17 protein-coding genes are annotated in these 17,450 nt (G+C 74.8%); 6 read left to right on the top strand and 11 right to left on the bottom strand.

The annotated features are described in order from the left end of the window. Positions 1-71: 71 nt before the first annotated feature. A complete protein-coding gene (locus AMOR_RS15480; protein WP_248352457.1) occupies positions 72-2,501 on the bottom strand; it encodes a protein kinase domain-containing protein in 2,430 nt (809 codons plus the stop codon). Positions 2,502-2,661: 160 nt separating this feature from the next. Here AMOR_RS15480 and AMOR_RS15475 point away from each other — a divergent pair, with 160 nt between their 5' ends. Beyond that, entirely contained in the window at positions 2,662-4,158 is a 1,497-nt protein-coding gene (locus AMOR_RS15475) for a DUF475 domain-containing protein (protein ID WP_248352456.1), read from the top strand. Between the two features lie 4 nt (positions 4,159-4,162). On the opposite strand, the gene AMOR_RS15470 is transcribed toward AMOR_RS15475, so the two are convergent. Then, positions 4,163-4,345 carry a CPXCG motif-containing cysteine-rich protein gene (locus AMOR_RS15470; protein ID WP_248352455.1) on the bottom strand — a complete coding sequence of 61 codons (183 nt, stop codon included), beginning with the start codon at positions 4,343-4,345 and terminating at the stop codon, positions 4,163-4,165. 24 nt (positions 4,346-4,369) lie between these two features. Here AMOR_RS15470 and AMOR_RS15465 point away from each other — a divergent pair, with 24 nt between their 5' ends. Beyond that, positions 4,370-5,035, top strand: coding sequence for a Smr/MutS family protein (locus AMOR_RS15465; protein ID WP_248352454.1), 666 nt, complete (start codon positions 4,370-4,372; stop codon positions 5,033-5,035). A gap of 43 nt (positions 5,036-5,078) precedes the next feature. On the opposite strand, the gene mgtE is transcribed toward AMOR_RS15465, so the two are convergent. The 4 genes from mgtE to AMOR_RS15445 all read right to left on the bottom strand — a co-directional run bounded on the left by mgtE (position 5,079) and on the right by AMOR_RS15445 (position 10,273). Continuing rightward, a complete protein-coding gene (gene mgtE, locus AMOR_RS15460; protein WP_248352453.1) occupies positions 5,079-6,404 on the bottom strand; it encodes a magnesium transporter in 1,326 nt (441 codons plus the stop codon). Positions 6,405-6,445: 41 nt separating this feature from the next. Further along, a complete protein-coding gene (gene pyrF, locus AMOR_RS15455; protein ID WP_248352452.1) occupies positions 6,446-7,129 on the bottom strand; it encodes an orotidine-5'-phosphate decarboxylase in 684 nt (227 codons plus the stop codon). Positions 7,130-7,201: 72 nt separating this feature from the next. Next, a complete protein-coding gene (locus AMOR_RS15450; protein WP_248352451.1) occupies positions 7,202-8,515 on the bottom strand; it encodes a DUF4388 domain-containing protein in 1,314 nt (437 codons plus the stop codon). 33 nt (positions 8,516-8,548) lie between these two features. After that, positions 8,549-10,273 carry a proline--tRNA ligase gene (locus AMOR_RS15445; protein ID WP_248352450.1) on the bottom strand — a complete coding sequence of 575 codons (1,725 nt, stop codon included), beginning with the start codon at positions 10,271-10,273 and terminating at the stop codon, positions 8,549-8,551. A 26-nt stretch (positions 10,274-10,299) separates the two neighbouring features. Here AMOR_RS15445 and AMOR_RS15440 point away from each other — a divergent pair, with 26 nt between their 5' ends. Next, a complete protein-coding gene (locus AMOR_RS15440) occupies positions 10,300-10,659 on the top strand; it encodes a c-type cytochrome (RefSeq protein ID WP_248352449.1) in 360 nt (119 codons plus the stop codon). Between the two features lie 40 nt (positions 10,660-10,699). Here the strand turns inward: AMOR_RS15440 and ispG are convergent, their stop codons facing one another. Together ispG and AMOR_RS15430 are read right to left on the bottom strand one after the other, a co-directional pair. After that, a complete protein-coding gene (gene ispG / locus AMOR_RS15435; protein ID WP_318653811.1) occupies positions 10,700-11,809 on the bottom strand; it encodes a flavodoxin-dependent (E)-4-hydroxy-3-methylbut-2-enyl-diphosphate synthase in 1,110 nt (369 codons plus the stop codon). Between the two features lie 81 nt (positions 11,810-11,890). Next, on the bottom strand, positions 11,891-12,964 hold the full coding sequence (locus tag AMOR_RS15430; protein WP_248352448.1) for a thioredoxin domain-containing protein: 1,074 nt from the start codon (positions 12,962-12,964) through the stop codon (positions 11,891-11,893). A 238-nt stretch (positions 12,965-13,202) separates the two neighbouring features. Between AMOR_RS15430 and AMOR_RS15425 the strand changes: the two genes are divergently transcribed. The 3 genes from AMOR_RS15425 to moaC all read left to right on the top strand — a co-directional run bounded on the left by AMOR_RS15425 (position 13,203) and on the right by moaC (position 15,204). Next, positions 13,203-13,682: a GNAT family N-acetyltransferase gene (locus AMOR_RS15425; protein ID WP_248352447.1), complete on the top strand. Its 480-nt coding sequence runs from the start codon at positions 13,203-13,205 to the stop codon at positions 13,680-13,682. Between the two features lie 75 nt (positions 13,683-13,757). Further along, positions 13,758-14,702 carry a thioredoxin-disulfide reductase gene (gene trxB, locus AMOR_RS15420; RefSeq protein WP_248352446.1) on the top strand — a complete coding sequence of 315 codons (945 nt, stop codon included), beginning with the start codon at positions 13,758-13,760 and terminating at the stop codon, positions 14,700-14,702. 4 nt (positions 14,703-14,706) lie between these two features. Beyond that, entirely contained in the window at positions 14,707-15,204 is a 498-nt protein-coding gene (moaC, locus tag AMOR_RS15415; protein ID WP_248352445.1) for a cyclic pyranopterin monophosphate synthase MoaC, read from the top strand. On the opposite strand, the gene AMOR_RS15410 is transcribed toward moaC, so the two are convergent. The 3 genes from AMOR_RS15410 to AMOR_RS15400 form a co-directional block, all read right to left on the bottom strand. Continuing rightward, positions 15,095-15,925, bottom strand: a complete 831-nt coding sequence (locus tag AMOR_RS15410) for a TatD family hydrolase (RefSeq protein WP_248352444.1) — start codon at positions 15,923-15,925, stop codon at positions 15,095-15,097. The genes moaC and AMOR_RS15410 overlap by 110 nt on opposite strands. 142 nt (positions 15,926-16,067) lie before the next feature. Beyond that, entirely contained in the window at positions 16,068-16,862 is a 795-nt protein-coding gene (locus AMOR_RS15405) for a CheR family methyltransferase (RefSeq protein WP_248352443.1), read from the bottom strand. A 22-nt stretch (positions 16,863-16,884) separates the two neighbouring features. Next, the gene (locus AMOR_RS15400) at positions 16,885-17,430 is read right to left on the bottom strand and encodes a chemotaxis protein CheW (protein ID WP_248352442.1); all 546 of its coding nucleotides are present in this window, start codon (positions 17,428-17,430) and stop codon (positions 16,885-16,887) included. Positions 17,431-17,450 lie beyond the last annotated feature (20 nt).

The following is a 17,450-nucleotide window of genomic DNA, read 5'->3' as shown; positions in this document are numbered from 1 at the left end:
TGTTTGGAGTGTTCAGTCAACGCTGAACTGACTGACAGATCGCCGCAGCCGCCGGGGGCGCCGCCCCCGCGTCACTCCACCGGGAGGTGCATCCTGCGGAGCAGCGCGCCCCAGCGCGGGTCGCCGTGCAGCGCCGCGAGCAGGGGCTCGGCCTTCGCCGAGTGGAGGTCCTCGTCGCGCTGCCCCCAGGCGCGCTCGAGCCACTCGAAGGCGCGATCGCGCTCGCCCCGCGCGGCCAGCACGAGCGCGACCGCGTACGGCGCGTCCCGCCCGGGCCCGGAGACGAGGGCCTCGAGCGCGCACGCCGCCTCGACCTCGTTCCCGGCCGCGTGGTGCGCGATCGCCAGGCCGGCGAGGCGGTACGGCGCCCGCGGCTCGCGGGAGAAGAGCGGGAGCGCCTCGGTCGGCTTGCCCGCGAGCACGTCCCTCACCGCGAGGTGGTACGTCGCGAGCGGCTGCCCGGGCGTGATGGCGAGGGCGCGGCCGAGCGCCTGGGCGGCGCCGTCCCGATCCCCAGTCGCGAGCTGGTACGCCCCGAGCCTCGCCCAGGCCGGCGCGCTCATGGGATCGCGCTCGAGGGCCCGGCGCAGCTCCGCGATGGCCTCCCGGAGCCGCCCCTGGTCTGCGAGCCACATGCCGCGGGCGGCGAGGGTCTCGGGGTCGCGTGGATCGAGGGCGAGCGCGCGCTCGAGATCCGCCCCCGCCTCCGCCCAGTCCCAGCCGAGCGCCGTCCGGAGCCTGCCGCGGACGGCGTGGCCCTCCGGCGACGTCGGCGCGAGGGCGACGGCGCCATCGGCGGCGGCGAGCGCGCGCTCCGCGAGCGCGCGGCGGTCGTCGCCCGACGCGCGCACCGCGAGCTCTCCGAGCGCGGTCGCGAGCCGCGCCTGAGCGGGCGCGTAGGAGGGATCCAGCGCGAGGGCGTTCTCGAACGCGCCGACGGCGCGGCGCGTCGCCTCGACGGTGCCCGCGGCGAGGAGCCGCTCGCCGAGCAGGAGCTGCGCGTGGGCCGCGGCGCTGTTCGTCGCCGCCGCCGGCGAGAGGAGCGGCGCCCCCGGCTGCGCCCGCACGCCGAGCGCGTCCGCCACCGCCGCGGCGATCTCGGCCTGGACCGCCGGGACGCCCGCGAGCTCGCGGTCGTACGCGCCCGACCAGACCTGGGTGCCGCGCGCGACGTCCACCAGCTGCGCCGTGACCCGCAGGCGCGGACCATCGGCGCACACGGTGCCCGCCAGGACGGCGCGGACTCCGAGGGCGCGGCCCACCGCGCGCGCGTCGTCGCTCCGCTCCTCGAACGACGCCGACGAGGCGCGCCCGACGACGTAGAGGCCGGGCAGCCGCGCCAGCGCGGCGCGGATCTCGGCGGCGAGGCCGTCCGAGAGGTACGCCTGCTCGCGCTCGGCGCTCAGGTTCACGAACGGGAGGACCGCGAGGGACGCCGCGGCCCCGGCCACCCGCGGCGCGCGTGCGCTCCGGACGGCGGCCGCGCCGATCCCCACGAGCGCGAGCGCGACAGCGGCGGCGAGCGCCGCGGCCCACCGGCGTCGCCGCCAGGGCCGCCGCGCGCGGACGCGGATCGCCGCGCCCGGCGGCGCGCGGTTCAGCTCGCGCTCGAAGGCGGCGAGGGCGGCCTGCACCTCCCGCCCGTCCCGGGGCCGGCGCACCGGGTCCTTCTCGAGCATCCGCGCGACGAGGGCGCCCAGGCCGGGTGCGTGCGCGACCTCCAGCACCGGCGCAGGCCGCGGATCCTGGAGCGAGCGCCCGCCGTCCGCCGGGAACGGCGGCGCGCCCGCGAGCATCTGGTACAGGATGACACCGAGCGCGAAGACGTCCGTCCGCTCGTCCTCGGGCGCGCCCCGCCACTGCTCCGGCGCCATGTACTCCGGCGTCCCGCCGTCGAGCTTGCGCCGCCCGAAGGCGTGCGCCATCCCGAGGTCGAGCACCTTCACCTGTCCGTCGTCGCAGAGGTAGACGTTGCCGGGCGTGAGGTCCCGGTGCACCACGCCCGCGGCGTGGGCGTGGGCGAGCCCCTTCGCGACGTCCACCGCGATCCGGAGCGCCTCGCGGACCGGCAGCGGCCCGTACGCGAGCCGCGCCGCGAGCGTCTCGCCGCGGAGCAGCTCGAGGACGAGGTACGGCCCGTGCTCGCTCCGTCCGACGTCGTGCAGCGTGACGACGTTCGGGTGCGAGAGCCGCGCCGCCGCCTCCGCCTCGCGGAGCAGGCGCTCCTCGCGGACGTCCGGCCGGTCGCCGGCGAACAGCGCCTTGAACGCCACCGTCCGCCCGAGCTCGAGGTCGCGGGCCTCGTACACCACGCCGAAGCCGCCGCGGCCGACCTCGCGCACGAGCTCGAAGCGCCCGATGACTGCGCCGGGCCGGAGCGCGCGGTCCCAGCTGCCGTGAGCCGCGTCGCCCGTACGGGCGAGCTCCTCGAGCAACGCGGAGAGCGCGCCGGAGCGCAGCCCCCGCGGACCCGACCGTCCGTGCGCCTCCCGATTCGCCACCGTCCCCCCCGGTGCCGCTCGTCCCCGTTTACACCTCTGGCGCGGCGCCGACCGCTCCCACGGGGGTCGGGGGACCCCGGCCGCCACGCGCGACGACCGCTCGTCACGCCGCATCGCCGCTCGTCACTCCCTCCGGGCGAGCGAGCGCGACCGCGCGAGATTGACCTCGACCCTCCGAGGGAAAATCGAATGCTCCGGCCGCGCGCGCGGCCGCTTCCATTCCCTCTCGCTCCTCCTCGCAGCGCGCGTCTCGGCGAGCGAGCCTCCGCGGGCCCGGCGCCGCTCGTCGACACCGCCCGCCGCGAGCTCGCCGCCAACCTCCGCGGCGCACCGCCTCGAGGGCGCGGCGGTCGTCGGCCACGGCCTCGGCGGCGACCTCGCGCTCTCGCTCGCCGAGACCGAGCCCGGCCTCGTGTCCGCGGTCGCGATCGTGGACGCGTACCCGTTCCTCCCGGCCGCGCGGTTCCCCGGCGCGATGACGGCGCGTGCCCGCGACGCCCACCCCGATGAGCGCGCCCGCGCATTGCAGGAACCGGCGCGAGCCCCGATAATCCGCGCCGCGCGCGCCGGGTGGCGTCGCGCCCACGCGATGACCTCGGCCCGCTCTCCCCTCTCCTTCTTCACCGGCTCGCTCGCGTTCACCGCCGCCGGCCTCGTCGCCGCCGCCGGGCTCGGCATGTACTACCGCGGGACCGCCGCGGGCGTCGCGAGCACGGTGTTCATCACCGCGGTCCTCGCCGTCCTCGAGATCTCGCTCTCCTTCGACAACGCCGTGGTGAACGCGACGGTGCTCCGGGACATGACGCCCGTCTGGCGCCACCGGTTCCTCACCTGGGGCATCGCGATCGCGGTGTTCGGGATGCGCCTCGTGTTCCCGCTCCTCGTCGTGAGCGTGGTCGCCCGGATCGGGCCGTGGGAGGCGCTGCGGCTCGCGACCCTGCGCCCGCACGATTACGCGCGGATCCTCACGAGCGCCCATGTCGTCATCGGCGCGTTCGGCGGCGCGTTCCTCGGCATGGTGTCGCTCCGGTACTTCTTCGACTCGGAGAAGATGGTGCACTGGCTGCGCCCGCTCGAGCGCGGCCTCTCCAGGCTCGGCAAGGTCGAGGCCGCCGAGCTCGCGCTCATGCTCCTCGTGCTGTACGGCATCTCGCGCGCGGTCCCCGCCGCGGAGTCCGAGCACGTCCTCGTCGCCGGGATCTTCGGGATCGTGACGTTCATCGCGGTGGACGGGATCGGCGCCGCGATGGAGGTCGACGAGGCGGCGATGGCGACCGTCCACCGCGCCAGCGCGGCCAGCTTCCTCTACCTCGAGGTGCTCGACGCGAGCTTCAGCTTCGACGGCGTCATCGGCGCGTTCGCCCTCACGAACAACCTGTTCGTGATCGCGCTCGGGCTCGGGATCGGCGCGATGTTCGTGCGGAGCCTCACGGTGATGCTCGTCGAGCGCGGCACGCTCGCGTCGTACCGGTTCCTCGAGCACGGCGCGTTCTACGCCATCGGCGCGCTCGCCGCGATCATGCTCGTCGGGACCTTCGTCGACGTGCCGGAGGCGGTGACCGGGCTGGTCGGCGCCGCGTTCATCGGGCTCTCGGTGTGGTCGTCCATCCGCTGGAACCGCCGCGCGGCGCGCACCGCCCCGGACGCGGAGGCCTGACCCCCTAGTCGTCCTGCCGGCCCACGGCGACCGCGAACCCGCCGGGCTCCTCCTCGACCGCGTGGACCGTCCAGGGCTGGCAGCAGACCGGGCAGTCCTCGACGTACGTCTGGCTCTCGCCGCCGCCCGGGTCGACGAAGATCGTGACGAGCTCGCCGCAGTAGGGGCACTGGATCTCGATGTCCACGGCGTCCGCCGTTATAGTCGAGCGGTGGCGAAGAAGCCGTTCAACAACCCCTTCGAGAAGCTGAAGGCGCTCGCCAGGGAGCAGGCCGCCCCCCCGCGGCGTGTCTCCCCGCCCGCGCCGCCGCCACCCCCGCCCGCGCCGCCCGAGGCGACCGAGGACGAGCTGTGGGCGCGGGCGACGAGCGGCGTCCGGAAGGTCGAGCGCGGCGCGGACACGGTGCCGCCGCCGCCCCCGCCCGCGCCGAACGGCACCTTCTACCACCCGGACCTCGAGGCCATCGACGCGCTCCGCGCCCTGGTCTCCGGCGACGCGCCGTTCGACCTCTCCGACTCCGACGAGTTCATCGAGGGGCGCGTCGCGGGGATGGACGCGGGCGTCGTCCGGAAGCTCCGCCGCGGCGACTTCGCGGTGCAGGGCCACATCGACCTGCACGGGATGACGCGCGAGGAGGCGAAGGGCGCGGTCGAGGTGTTCCTCCGCGCGTCGCGCCAGGCCGGGAAGCGCTGCGTGCTGGTCGTCCACGGCCGCGGTCTCCACTCGAAGGACCAGCTGCCGATCCTGAAGGACTCGCTCCGGACCTGGCTCGCCACCGCGCGGTTCGCGCGGCACGTGCTCGCGTTCGCGACGGCGCGGCCGGTGGACGGCGGGGCGGGCGCGCTCTACGTCCTGCTCCGCCGCGCCGGGCGCTGACGGGCCGAAGGCCACGAGAAGCTCCGCGACCCTCCGTGAACGCCTACAGCAGCGTCCCCGTCATGATCGCGCTCGCGGTCGTGAAGTAGATGACGAGCCCGGTGACGTCCACCAGCGTCGCGACGAACGGCGCCGACGCGCTCGCGGGGTCGAGCTTCAGCGCGCGGAGGAGGAACGGCAGGAGCGAGCCGGCGAGGGTGCCGAAGGTCACGACGCCGACGAGGCTGCAGAACACCGTCGACGCCACGAGGAGGTAGTGCGGGCCGTAGACCGGCCGCACCGCCTGCCAGATCACGATCCGGAGGAAGCCGATCGACCCGAGGGTCGTGCCGAGCGCGAGGCCGGCGCCGATCTCGCGCCGCGCCACCCGCCACCAGTCGCGGAGCCGCACCTCCCCGAGCGCCATCGCGCGGATGACGAGCGTGGTCGCCTGCGACCCCGAGTTGCCGCCGCTCGAGATGATGAGCGGGACGAAGAGCGCCAGCACCACGGCGCGCGCGATCTCGTCCTCGAACCGCGCCATCGCCGTGGCGGTGAGCATCTCGCCGAGGAACAGCGCGGCGAGCCAGCCCGCGCGCTTGCCGACCATCCTGCGAAAGCCGATCTGGAGGTAGGGCGCGCCGAGCGCCTCCATGCCGCCGAGCTTCTGGATGTCCTCGGTCGCCTCCTCCTCGACCACGTCGACGATGTCGTCGAGGGTGACGATGCCCTTGAGGTGCCCCTCCGCGTCGAGCACCGGCAGCGCGAGGTAGCCGGTCTCCCGGAAGACCCGGCCCACGGCCTCCTGATCCATGTCGTCGCGGACCGCCACGGTGTCCGCGTGCATCACGTCGCGGACGACCTTGCCCGGCGGCGCGGCGAACAGGTCGCGGAAGCTCACCACGCCGAGCAGCCGCTGCGACTCGTCGAGCACGTAGACGTAGTAGATGGTCTCGAGGCGCTCGCGCGCCTGCCGCCGCAGGTACGTGATCGCCTCGTCGACCGACATGTCCGGGCGGAGCCGCGCGTACCGCGGGCTCATGAGGCCGCCGGCGTCATCCTCCGCGTAGGCGAGCAGCGCGCGGACCTCGCGACGGGTCTGGTCGTCGAGCAGCCCGAGGACGTGCTCGCGCGCCTCCGGCGGGAGCGCCTGCACCAGATCCGCCGCGTCGTCCGGCGCGAGGAGGCGCGCCCACGAGCGCTGCTCCTCCGGCGGCAGCGCGCGGAGCAGGGCGGCCTGATCGCGCGCGTCGTGCGAGAGGAAGAACTCCTCGGCCTCGGAGCGCGGCAGGAGCCGGAACCCGGCGACGCGGTCCTCCGGCGAGAGCACGTGCCAGACGTCGGCGAGATCCTCGAGCGTCAGCGCTTCCCGGGGCTCCGTCTCGGCCATGGCGCGCTCTCGTCGACGGCGGGTCCCGGATCGCTGCCGGCTCAGATCGAAGCGGCGATGTCTCGAGCCGCCTGCGCCGGGTCGCGGGCGTCCCGCAGCGGCCGGCCGACGACGATCACGTCGGCCCCCGCGCGCACCGCGTCGGACGGCGTGGCGACGCGCGCCTGGTCGCCGAGGGCGGCGCCGGGCGGCCGGACGCCCGGCACGACGAGCAGCGGTCCCGGTCCGACCGCCGCCCGCACCGCGGCGACCTCGTGGGGCGAGCAGACGAGGCCGCCGGCCCCCGCGCCGACCGCGAGGCGCGCGAGCCGCACCACCGCGGTCTCCGGCGGCCCGGCGAGCCCGATCGCGTCGAGCGCCGCACCGTCGAGGCTCGTGAGGACGGTGACCGCCAGGACGCGGACCTTCCCGCCCGCGCCGCGCACCGCGGCGCGCACCATCTCCGCGCCGCCGGACGCGTGCACGGTCAATAGCGACGCGCCGCTCGCCGCCGCGCTGCGGGCCGCGCCCTCCACGGTGTTCGGGATGTCGTGCAGCTTGAGGTCGAGGAAGACGGGCCGGCCGAGGCCCGCGGCGGCCTTCACCGCCGGCGGGCCCTCCGCGACGAACAGCTCGAGGCCCACCTTGAGCATTCCGACGTGCGGCGCGATCGTCCGCGCGAACGGCTCGGCGGCGGCGAAGGAGGGGAAGTCGAGGGCGGCGCAGATCCGGTCGCTGGGCTTCATGTGGTCTCCACGATCGCGTCTGCGCTCGGGGTTCTTCCTCATGCCCGGGGCCCGGGGCCCGGGGCCGGCACGTCACGCCTTCCCGACCTGCATCCGGCCGACCTCGCGGAGGAGCGCGTCCGCGTCGGCCTTGGGGAGGCAGTTCTTGACCTCGAACAGCGCGAAGGCGAGCAGGTCCTCGAGCGCCTCGAGCGACCGCGCCTTCGCGGCGGCGCCGCGGTGCGCGCCGGTCGCCGACACGTTCACGAGCACCTGCGCGACGTCCAGCTCGCCGTCCGCGTCCACCGACACGCCGTCGAAGATGGGACGCTGCTTCGCCGGGAGCCGCTCGAAGTAGCTGTTCAGCCGTTCGCGGGCGTCGGGCTGCGCGGCGGCGAGGCCGGCGAACACCCGCTTGAAGATCCGGCGGTAGGTCTCGAAGGGTCCGCTCGGCCGCGGCCGGTCGGTCCGGACCGGCGGCTCCACCTCGATGACGATCTCCTCCTCGACGCCGGCCGCCGGCGTGGCCGCCGCTGCGATCACCGTGCCCGCGCGGGCGAGGGCGGCCGCCGCGCGGAGCGCCTCGAGGAGCGGCAGCGCCGCGGTCTGCGCGGCGTCCGCGAGCGTGCGCCGCCCGTCGACGGCCTCGAGGACGCGCGCCTCGATCGCGCCGGGCGCCGTCCCGGGCGTCACGCCGCGGGAGAGCACCGCGTCGCGCCCGCCGAGCTCCGCCGCGAGCCGCTCCGCCTCCTCGACCCGCTTCATGCCCTCGAGGAGGAGGTCGCGGGTCCGCTCCGGGAGCTTCACCGCGTTCCGCTCGTCGTGTGCCCCCTCCAGGAACGCGAAGCGGCCGGCCGTCTCGACGAACGCGCCGAGGAGGATCTCGCGGACCTGGACGGTGATCCCCTCGTAGAGCCGCCCCGAGGACAGGATCCCCTCGTCCACCAGGACCTGGCCGAGCGGGCGACCGCCCCGGACGAGTGGCGCGCAGCGATCGAGGTCCTCCGGCGCGAGGACGCCGGCGCGGACGAGGACGTTGCCGAGCCGGTCGGCGGGGTCCGTGGACGACGCGAACACCACCTGGCCGTCGCGGAAGAAGATGCTCTTCCTCCGGAGCGCCTCCGGCCGGTCCGGGGCCGGCGTGGCGTCGCGCTCGAACGAGAGGAGCAGGACGCCGGTCTTGAGCGACGTGAAGACGAACTGGACGACCTCGGGGACCGTGAGCGCCGCGAGGGAGCCCGCGAACCAGCCCGAGGGGGCGTCGCCGCGCGCGGGGGTGACGAGCGCGAAGGCGTTCCGGGCGGACACGACGTCCACCTCGCCCCCGCCGGCGAGCCCGAGCCCCTCCGCCTCCGCGGGCGGGAGGACGATCTCCCCCTCCGCCCCGACCGACAGCTTCGCGCGCATGGGAAGCTCCCTTCCGCGCCCCGGTGCTCGCCGCTACGCCGCCGAGCGCACCTTGTCGGCGACCTTCCGCGCCACCTCGCCCAGCGGCACGAGCTCCACGCCGCCGCCGGCGCGGAGCTTCCACTCGACCTGCCCGTTCGCGAGGCCCTTCTTGCCGACCGCGATGCGGATCGGCACGCCCACGAGATCCGCGTCCTTGAACTTCACGCCGGCGCGCTCGTCGCGATCGTCGAAGAGGACGTCGACGCCCGCCTTCGCCAGCGCGCCGACGATCTCCTCGGCCGCGGCCTTCAGCTCCGGCTCGGGACCGAGGGTGAGCACCGTCGCCTGGAACGGCGCGATCGACAGCGGCCAGACGATGCCGTTGTCGTCGTGGTGCAGCTCGATGGCGGCGGCGAGGATGCGCTCCACGCCGATGCCGTAGCAGCCCATCACGATCGGCACCTGCTTGCCGTCCTTGTCGAGCACCGTCGCCTTCAGCGACTCCGAGTACTTGGTGCCGAGCTTGAAGATGTGGCCGACCTCGAGCGCCTGGAAGACGTCGAGCGTGCCGTCGCAGCGCGGGCAGCCCTCGCCGGCCTTCACGGTGCGCAGGCTCGCGAAGGTGCCGTGGCCGAGGTCGCGCGGGACGGAGACGCCCTCGAGGTGGAAGCCGTCCTCGTTCGCCCCGGTGACCATCCCCTCGAGCCCGCGCAGCGCCTCGTCGAGGAGCACCTTCGTCCCCGTCACGCCGACGGCGCCGAGCGAGCCCGGCAGCGCGCCGAGGAGGGCCTTGATCTCCTCCGGGTGCGCCGGGCGGATCGTGGTCGCGCCGGTGGCGCTCTGCAGCTTCGGCTCGTGCAGGTCGTCGTCGCCGCGGAGGACCGCGATCACCGGCTTCTCGTCGGCGACGAAGACCAGCGTCTTGAGCTGCTGCTCGGCGGGCCGCCGGTACGGGGCGGCGGCGAGGTCGTCGATGGTCCGGACGCCCGGCGTCGGGAACTTCTCCGGCCGATCCTTGCGGGTCCCCTGCCTCGCGGCGGCGACCGGGCCCCTCGAGGTGGCGGTCTCGGTGTTCGCGGCGTACCGGCACCGCGGGCACGCGGCGACGAGGTCCTCGCCCGCCTCCGTCTTCACCATGAACTCCGAGGACTCGCTGCCGCCCATCGACCCGGAGTGCGCCTGGACCGCCACGAAGTCGAGGCCGCAGCGGGTGAAGATCTTCTCGTACGCGCGGCGCTGGTCCTCGTACCGCAGGTCGAGGCCGGCCCGGTCCACGTCGAAGGAGTAGGCGTCCTTCATCGTGAACTGGCGGACGCGGAGGAGGCCGGACTTCGGGCGCGGCTCGTCGCGGAACTTCGTCTGGATCTGGTACCAGACCTGCGGGAGCTGCCGGTAGCTGCGGAGCTCGCCGCGCGCGATGTCCGTGAAGATCTCCTCGTGCGTCATGCCGAGGCCGTAGTCGCCGCCCTTGCGGTCCTTCAGGCGGAACATGTTGTCGCCCATGACCTCCCAGCGGCCGGACTCCTTCCAGATCTCCGCGGGGTGGAGGGCCGGGAGGAAGAACTCCTGGCCGCCGATGGCGTCCATCTCCTCGCGGACGATCGCCTCGATCTTCGCGAGCGACCGCTTCGCGAGCGGGAGGTAGTCGTAGATCCCGGCCCCGAGCTGCCGGATGAAGCCGGCGCGGACGAGGAGCTTGTGGCTGGCGACCTGCGCGTCGGCGGGCGCCTCCTTGAGCGTCGGGATGAAGGCCTGGCTGTAGCGGACCACGTGCATGGTGGGGGGTTATACAATGGAACGGCTTGGGCGCGCCTACACGAGTCCTGCTCGTCGCCGTCGCCGTGGCGGCGCTGCTCGTCATCGTGGCGGACGCCCTCCCGGTCGCGCGCTGGCTCGGGCTCGATCCTCCCCCCGTGGTCACGCCGGCGCTCGTCGCCCGCGGCCGCGAGGTCCTCGCGCGCCGCTGCTGGGGGTGCCACCGCGAGGTCCCGCTCGCGCCCCGCGTGCGGGGCTGGGACGTCCGGCGGGCCTACGACGCCATCGGCCGGCTCCCGGAGCTGTACCGGGCCATGCCGCCGTTCCCGGGCACCGACGAGGAGCGGAGGGCGCTCGCGGCGTACCTCGCCGAGCTGGGCGAGGCGGGCGCCGTCGCGGCCCCGTGATCCCCCGCGCGCCGGCGGGCGGCGACGGCTACTGCGACGGCTACTTCGGCGCGCGCTCGGACGCGATGCGGAGCGCCTCGGAGACCACCGCCTCCTCGAGCTCCTCCGCCTTCATCCGCTTCACGATCTTGCCGTCCTTGAACAGCAGCCCGACGCCGTTGTGGCCGTACGCCACGCCGACGTCGGCGGCCGCGGCCTCGCCGGGACCGTTCACCTCGCAGCCCATCACGGCGACCTGGACCTCGCCCTTGAGGTTCGCGAGCCGCCGCTCGACGCGCTCGGCGATGGGGATCATGTCCACCGAGCAGCGTCCGCACGTCGGGCACGACGTGAGCGTCGCGCCGCCGAACTTGAGGCCCATGGACTTGAGGAGCATCCGCGCGACGCGGACCTCCTCGACCGGATCCGCCGTCAGGGAGATCCGGATCGTGTCGCCGATGCCGTCGGCGAGCAGGATGCCGAGGCCGGCGCTCGACTTCACCGTGCCGGCCATCAGCGTGCCCGCCTCGGTGATGCCGAGGTGGAGCGGGTACTCGAACCGCTCGGAGAAGAGCCGGTTCGCCTTCACGGTCATGGCGATGTCGTGGGCCTTCAGGGAGACCTTGATCTCCCGGTAGCCCTCGTCCTCGAGGAAGCGGATGTGGCGCGCCGCGCTCTCCACCATCCCCTCGGCGGTGGGCCAGCCGTGCTTCTCGACGATGTCCTTCTCGAGGGACCCGGCGTTCACGCCGATCCGCACCGGCACGCTCCGCTCGCGGGCGGCCTTCACCACCTCGCGGACGCGCTCCTTCGAGCCGATGTTCCCGGGGTTGAGGCGCACCCCGTGGATGCCCGCTGCGAGGGCGGCGAGGGCGAGCCGCCAGTCGAAGTGGATGTCGGCGACGAGCGGGACTGGCGTCGCCCGGACGATGGCGGGGAGCGCGGCCGCCGCGTCCTTGTCGGGCACGGCGACGCGCACGACGTCCGCGCCCGCCTCGGCGAGCGCGCGGATCTGCGCGAGCGTGGCCGCGGCGTCCGCCGTTTGCGTCGTCGTCATCGACTGGACCACGATGGGTGCGCCCCCGCCGATGGGGACGTTGCCGAGCCGGATCTGCCGCGTCTTCCGGCGCTCGCCCAGTGACGCGCCCTCGCCCTGTCCGTAAGCTCCCATCGGGTTCCCTCGGGCCTGCAAATGAAACGGCGGCCGGGCCTCGATCTAGGCCCCGGCCGCCGCGCGCGCCACCCGCCGCCGCTACTTCTTCGCGGTCTTCTCGGCGCCCTGGAGCTCGGAGTCGATGACCTGCTTGAAGGCCTCGGCGGGCTGCGCCCCCGAGATGAGGCGGCCGTTGATGAAGAACGCCGGGGTACCGTTCACGCCGGCCTCCTCGCCCGCCTTCTTGTGGAACGCGACCTCCGACGCCTTCTCGCCGGAGTCGAGGCACTTGTCGAACTTCGCGGGGTCGAGCCCGACGTCCTTGGCGTAGCCCTTGAGGTCCGCGACGTCGAGCTTGCCCTGCGCCGCGAAGAGCCGGTCGTGCATCTCCCAGTACTTCCCCTGATCGCCGGCGCAGTGCGCGGCCTCGGCAGCCTTCGGCGCGAGGCTATGGCCCGGCAGCGGGTAGTCCCGATAGACGAGCCGGATCTTGCCCGGGTACGCCGCCACGACCTCCTTCACGGTCGGCTCGGCCCGGACGCAGTACGGGCACTGGTAGTCGGAGAACTCGACGATCGTGACCGGCGCGTCCGCCGCGCCCTTCGCCGGGCCGGTCGCGGCCACCTCCACCTTCGGCGGCACGTACGCGGGGAGGAGCACCTCGACGCCGGCGTCCTTGCGGAGCCCGTCGTAGTACTTCGCGAGCACCTCCTGGCCCTTCTGGTTCTTGATGAAGCGGACGATGTTCGGCTTCACCTGCGCGAGCGGCGGGAGCTTCTGCCCCTGCGCGACGGCGGCGTCGTAGAGCGACTTCACCTCGGCGTCGCTCGGCTCGGGGATCTTCTGCACCACCTCGCGGTCGATGAGGTCGTCGACGGACACGCCGACCGCCTTCGCCTTCGCCTCGAAGACCTGCTTCTGGATCATCTGCTCGAGCGCGCGCCGCTTCAGCTCGTAGACCTGCTCCTGGTACTGCTGGTCGAGCTGCTTCAGGTCCTTCTTGATGGTGTCGTCGAGCTGCGCGGCCGTGATGGTCTGGACGCCGACCTTGGCGACGGGCGCCTGGGGGTTCACCTGCTGCTGCGCCGGGGCGCCGGGCTGCTGGGCGGAGCGCGGCGACTGGCAGGCGGCCAGGGCGAGGACGAGACCGAGGGCGGAAGAGCGGATGGACATGGGACTCCAGTGGCGGGTGACGGCGGAGATCGCTCGTGAAAACGCCCGAGATTCCGCCAAAACGCCGGACAGGTCAACGAACATCGGGGCGCGTTCCCACGCGCCCCGTCCCTCATGAAACCACCGGCGCGCGGGAGGATTCCTGCGCCGAAGTCGCACCCGCGCGCTCGGCCGCCCGGACGTCGACCGGGGTGCGCGCGGCTGCCGCGGTTCGCGGCGCGGGCGGTATCCTCGCGCCATGAGCGACCCCGTGCTCCGCCTCGCGCGGAACGACGACCTCGATGCCCTCGCCGCGCTCCTCGACCAGCTGTTCCGGATCGAGGCGGACTTCGCGCCCGATGCGGACCGCCAGCGCCGCGGCCTCGCGCTGCTCCTGGCCGAGCCGCGCGCGGCGGTCCTCGTCGCCGAGCGCGACGGCCGCGTCATCGGCATGGTGACCGCGCAGCTCGTCGTCTCCACCTCGGAGGGCGCGCTCTCCGCGCTCGTCGAGGACATGATCGTCGACGCCTCCGAGCGTGGCTCGGGGATCGGCGCGCAGCTCCTCGCGGGGATCGAGGGGTGGGCGGCGGGGCGGGGGGCGACGCGGCTGCAGCTCCTCGCCGACCGCGAGAACGGCGGCGCGCTCGCGTTCTACGCGCGAGAGGGGTGGCGGCCGACGCAGCTCGTCTGCTGGCGGAAGGGTGGCGCGCCCGTCGAGCCACGGCGTCCCGCCGGGTGAACCTTCCCATGACACCGGGGCTCCGAGCGGATAAGGAAGGTTGCCTTTTCCACCGCCTCGGGAGGGATCTCGACCATGGCCAAGCACGAGAGGCTCGTCATCATCGGGAGCGGTCCGGCGGGCTACACCGCCGCGCTCTACGCCGCCCGCGCCAACCTGAACCCGCTGCTCTTCGAGGGCATGCAGCCCGGAGGGCAGCTCACGATCACCAGCGAGGTCGAGAACTACCCGGGCTTCCCCGAGGGGATCCTCGGCCCCGAGCTGATGGAGAAGATGAAGAAGCAGGCGGAGCGCTTCGGGACGCGCTTCGAGGCGTCCGAGATCACCCGCGTCGACCTGTCCCGCCGGCCGTTCCAGCTCTGGCGCGACGACGACCTCTACACGGCCGACGCGGTCATCATCGCGACGGGCGCGTCGGCGAAGTGGATGAACATCCCGTCGGAGAAGACGTACCAGGGGCGCGGCGTCTCGGCCTGCGCGACCTGCGACGGCTTCTTCTTCCGCGGCGTCGACGTGGCCGTGGTCGGCGGCGGCGACACCGCCATGGAGGAGGCTTCCTTCCTCACGAAGTACGCGTCGAAGGTCTACGTGCTGCACCGCCGCGACGAGCTCCGCGCGTCGAAGATCATGCAGGACCGCGCGCGGAAGAACCCGAAGATCGAGCTCGTCCTGTCCGTCACGATCGACGAGGTCCTCGGGGACGGCAAGGTCGTGACCGGCGTTCGCCTGAAGAGCACCAAGGACGGCTCGAAGCGCGACCTGCCGCTGAAGGGCGTGTTCATGGGAATCGGCCACGAGCCGAACACGGGCATCTTCAGGGGCCAGCTCGCGATGAACGACGTGGGCTACCTGACCGTGAAGGCGCCCTCGACCCACACGAGCGTCCCCGGCGTGTTCGCGGCCGGCGACGTGTCGGATCCGAGCTACCGGCAGGCGATCTCCGCCGCCGGGTCGGGCTGCACGGCGGCCATCGACGCGGAGCGCTGGCTGGGCGAGCACGCCACCGAGACCTGGGACTAGCCGCATGAAGATGATCGACGTCGGCGAGAAGCCCAAGACCGAGCGCGTCGCGACAGCGCGCGGGTTCGTCACGATGTCGGCGGCCACGGTCCGGAGGATCCGCGCCGGCGACGTGGAGAAGGGCGACGTGCTCGCCGCGGCCCGGCTCGCGGGCGTGATGGCCGCGAAGAAGACGCCGGATCTCGTCCCGCTCTGCCACCCCATCGCGCTGTCCGGCGTCGACGTGACCGCCGACCCGGGACCGCGCGGGGTCGCGGTCACGGCGACGGTGCGGACCGTGGACCGGACCGGCGTCGAGATGGAGGCGCTCGCGGCGGTGTCCGCGGCGTGCCTGACCATCTACGACATGCTGAAGCGATACGAGAAGGGCATGTCGATCCAGGCGATCGAGCTCATGGAGAAGAAGGGGGGCCGGAGCGGGCACTGGGTCCGCGACGGAGCAGCGCCGAAGGCTCCACCCCGAGCAGCCGCGTCGCGTTCCCGCCGCAGACGCGGCGGATGACGGCGGCGCCGAGCCCGGCCTTCGCGAGCCGGTCCGCCGCGCGCGGCAGCGCGAGCAGGTCGCCGCCGGACAGGCCCGCGTCCGACCCGAGCACGATCCCCTCCGGCCCGAGGGACGCGACGAGCTTCACCGCCGCGTCGATGGCCTCGCGGGCCCCGCCCGCGGCGCCCGAGAGCGAGAGCGCCGCGCGGTGCCCGCACCCCACGATGGCGCGCACGGTCCGGGCATCGGCGCCGGCGACCAGCACGCGGGCCGGGTCCACCTCCGCCTCCTTGAGGATCGCGAGCACGCGCCGGGTGAGCCGCTCGCGGCCGCGCCAGGGGACGTGGACCAGGACGGGCCGCCGGAGCTCCTTCGCGAGCTCGAGCTGCCGCTGGAGCACGCGCTCCTCGAGGTCGCCGCCCTCGGCGAGCCCGACCGCCCCGAGCGCCGCCACCTCGGGCCGCCCGAGCGCCTCGGGAAGCTCCGCGAGGAGCGCCTCGAGCCCCCGGAGCGGGATCCGCCGCGGGTGGACGCCGAGGGCCGCGTAGCCGGCGAGCCCCGCCCGCCGGAGCCGCCGCGCGGCGCCGACGACGGCGTCCCAGCCCCCCCGGATCGCCGCCGCCGTCGCGGGCGCCACGGCGTCGTCGGACGGCACGAGCGCGCCCTGCACGCCGAAGAAGCGGAGGTTCGCGAGGGCGCGCGCGTCCAGGGCGCGGGCGTGGAGCAGGGCGTCGAACACGGCGCGATCGTAACCGGTCGGGGGTGGGATCGCTCTCGTCATCGTCTCGGCAGGCAGAGACCGCTCGTCGCGAGCCCGTCGAGCCACGAACGGGCGCGGCGCGCCCCTCGACGAGCTCGAGGCGACCGGGGGGGGGGCCGCCTCACCCGGGCCGGACGAGCAGCGTCGCCGCGCCGACCTCGAGGGGCTCGAGCGGCAGGGGCGCCGCGAGGGGGAGCTCGACGGGCCCGAGCACCAGGGCGCCGCCCGGCCGGAGCGCGGCGACGAGCCGGCGGAGGACGTCGGCGGCGACCGGCGCCTCGAAGTAGATGAGCACGTTCCGGCAGAGGACGACGTCGAACGGTCCGCCGGGCGGCGGCGGATCCGAGACGACGTTGTGGCGCGCGAGGCGCACCGCGGCGCGGACCTCCGCCCGCACGCGGCGCGCGCCGTCCTCGTCGGCGGGCTCGAGCCAGCGCTCGAGCGCGGGCGGGAGCCGGCGGAGCGCGCGCGGGCGGTAGCGGGCCTCGCCGGCCGCCGCGAGGGCGCGCGCGGAGAGATCGGTGGCCACGATCCGGTCCGCCCCGGCGCGCCCGGCGTCGAGGAGCGCCATCGCGACGCTGTAGGGCTCCTCGCCCGTGGCGCACCCGGCGCACCAGATCGCGAGCGGCCCCGGCGCCGCCGCGGCCCGGCGCGCGATCGCGTCGAGCTGCTCCGGGTGTCGCCAGAACGCGGTCTCGGTCACGACGGCGTGCTCGACGAGGAGCGCGAGCGCGTCGGCGTCTCCCGCCGCGGCCCGGGCGGCGAGGGCGGCGGCGGGCTCGCCGCGCTCGGCGGCGGCGGCGGCGAGCGCGTCCGCGAGCGCCTGGGAGAGCCCGCCGGAGAGGGAGAGCCCCGCGACGCGGGCGAGGGCGCGCGCGACCGCGTCGAGCGCGGGGCCGGGGGCGGGATCGCTCACGGCGGGGCCCGCACGGCGGGGCTCACCCGCCGCTCCCCGCGACGGCCGCGAGGAGGGGCGCGGGATCGAGGAGCGGCAGCACCTCGCCCTGCTCGACGCAGAGGCCGGCGACGAGCGTCGACCCCCTCCACGCCTCCGGCGTGCCCGCGGTGACGTCGCCCTCGAACAGGCGCGGCGACTCCACGAGCCGCTCGACCCGATCCACCACGAGGCCGACGGCGGGCACCCCGGCGATGACGGCGATCTGCGCGTCGAGCGACGGCTCGCGCGGCGCGCCGAGCAGCGCCGCGAGGTCCATGGCGCAGACGGGGGCCCCGCGGCAGACGAACGAGCCGAGGACGTGCGGCGGCGCGTCCGGGAGCGGAGTGAACGCGACGAGCCGGACGACCTCGACGACGCGCGCCGCCGGGAGGAGCGCGCGGCGCCCGGCGGCCTCGACGAGGAGGTGTCCGCCGGGGACGGTCTCGCCCCCGAGGGCGCGGAGCGCCCCCTGCGCCCGCGCGAGGGCCGACTCGAGGCGGCGGACCTCGGCGAGGAGGGAGGCGCGGGTGGGGGCGTCGGGGGACATCGGGGAGAAGGTATCAAAGG

Origin of the sequence: Anaeromyxobacter oryzae (assembly GCF_023169945.1) — a bacterium.
GTDB classification, from domain to species: Bacteria; Myxococcota; Myxococcia; order Myxococcales; family Anaeromyxobacteraceae; genus Anaeromyxobacter; species Anaeromyxobacter oryzae.
This window is presented reverse-complemented; position numbering and strand designations above follow the sequence as displayed.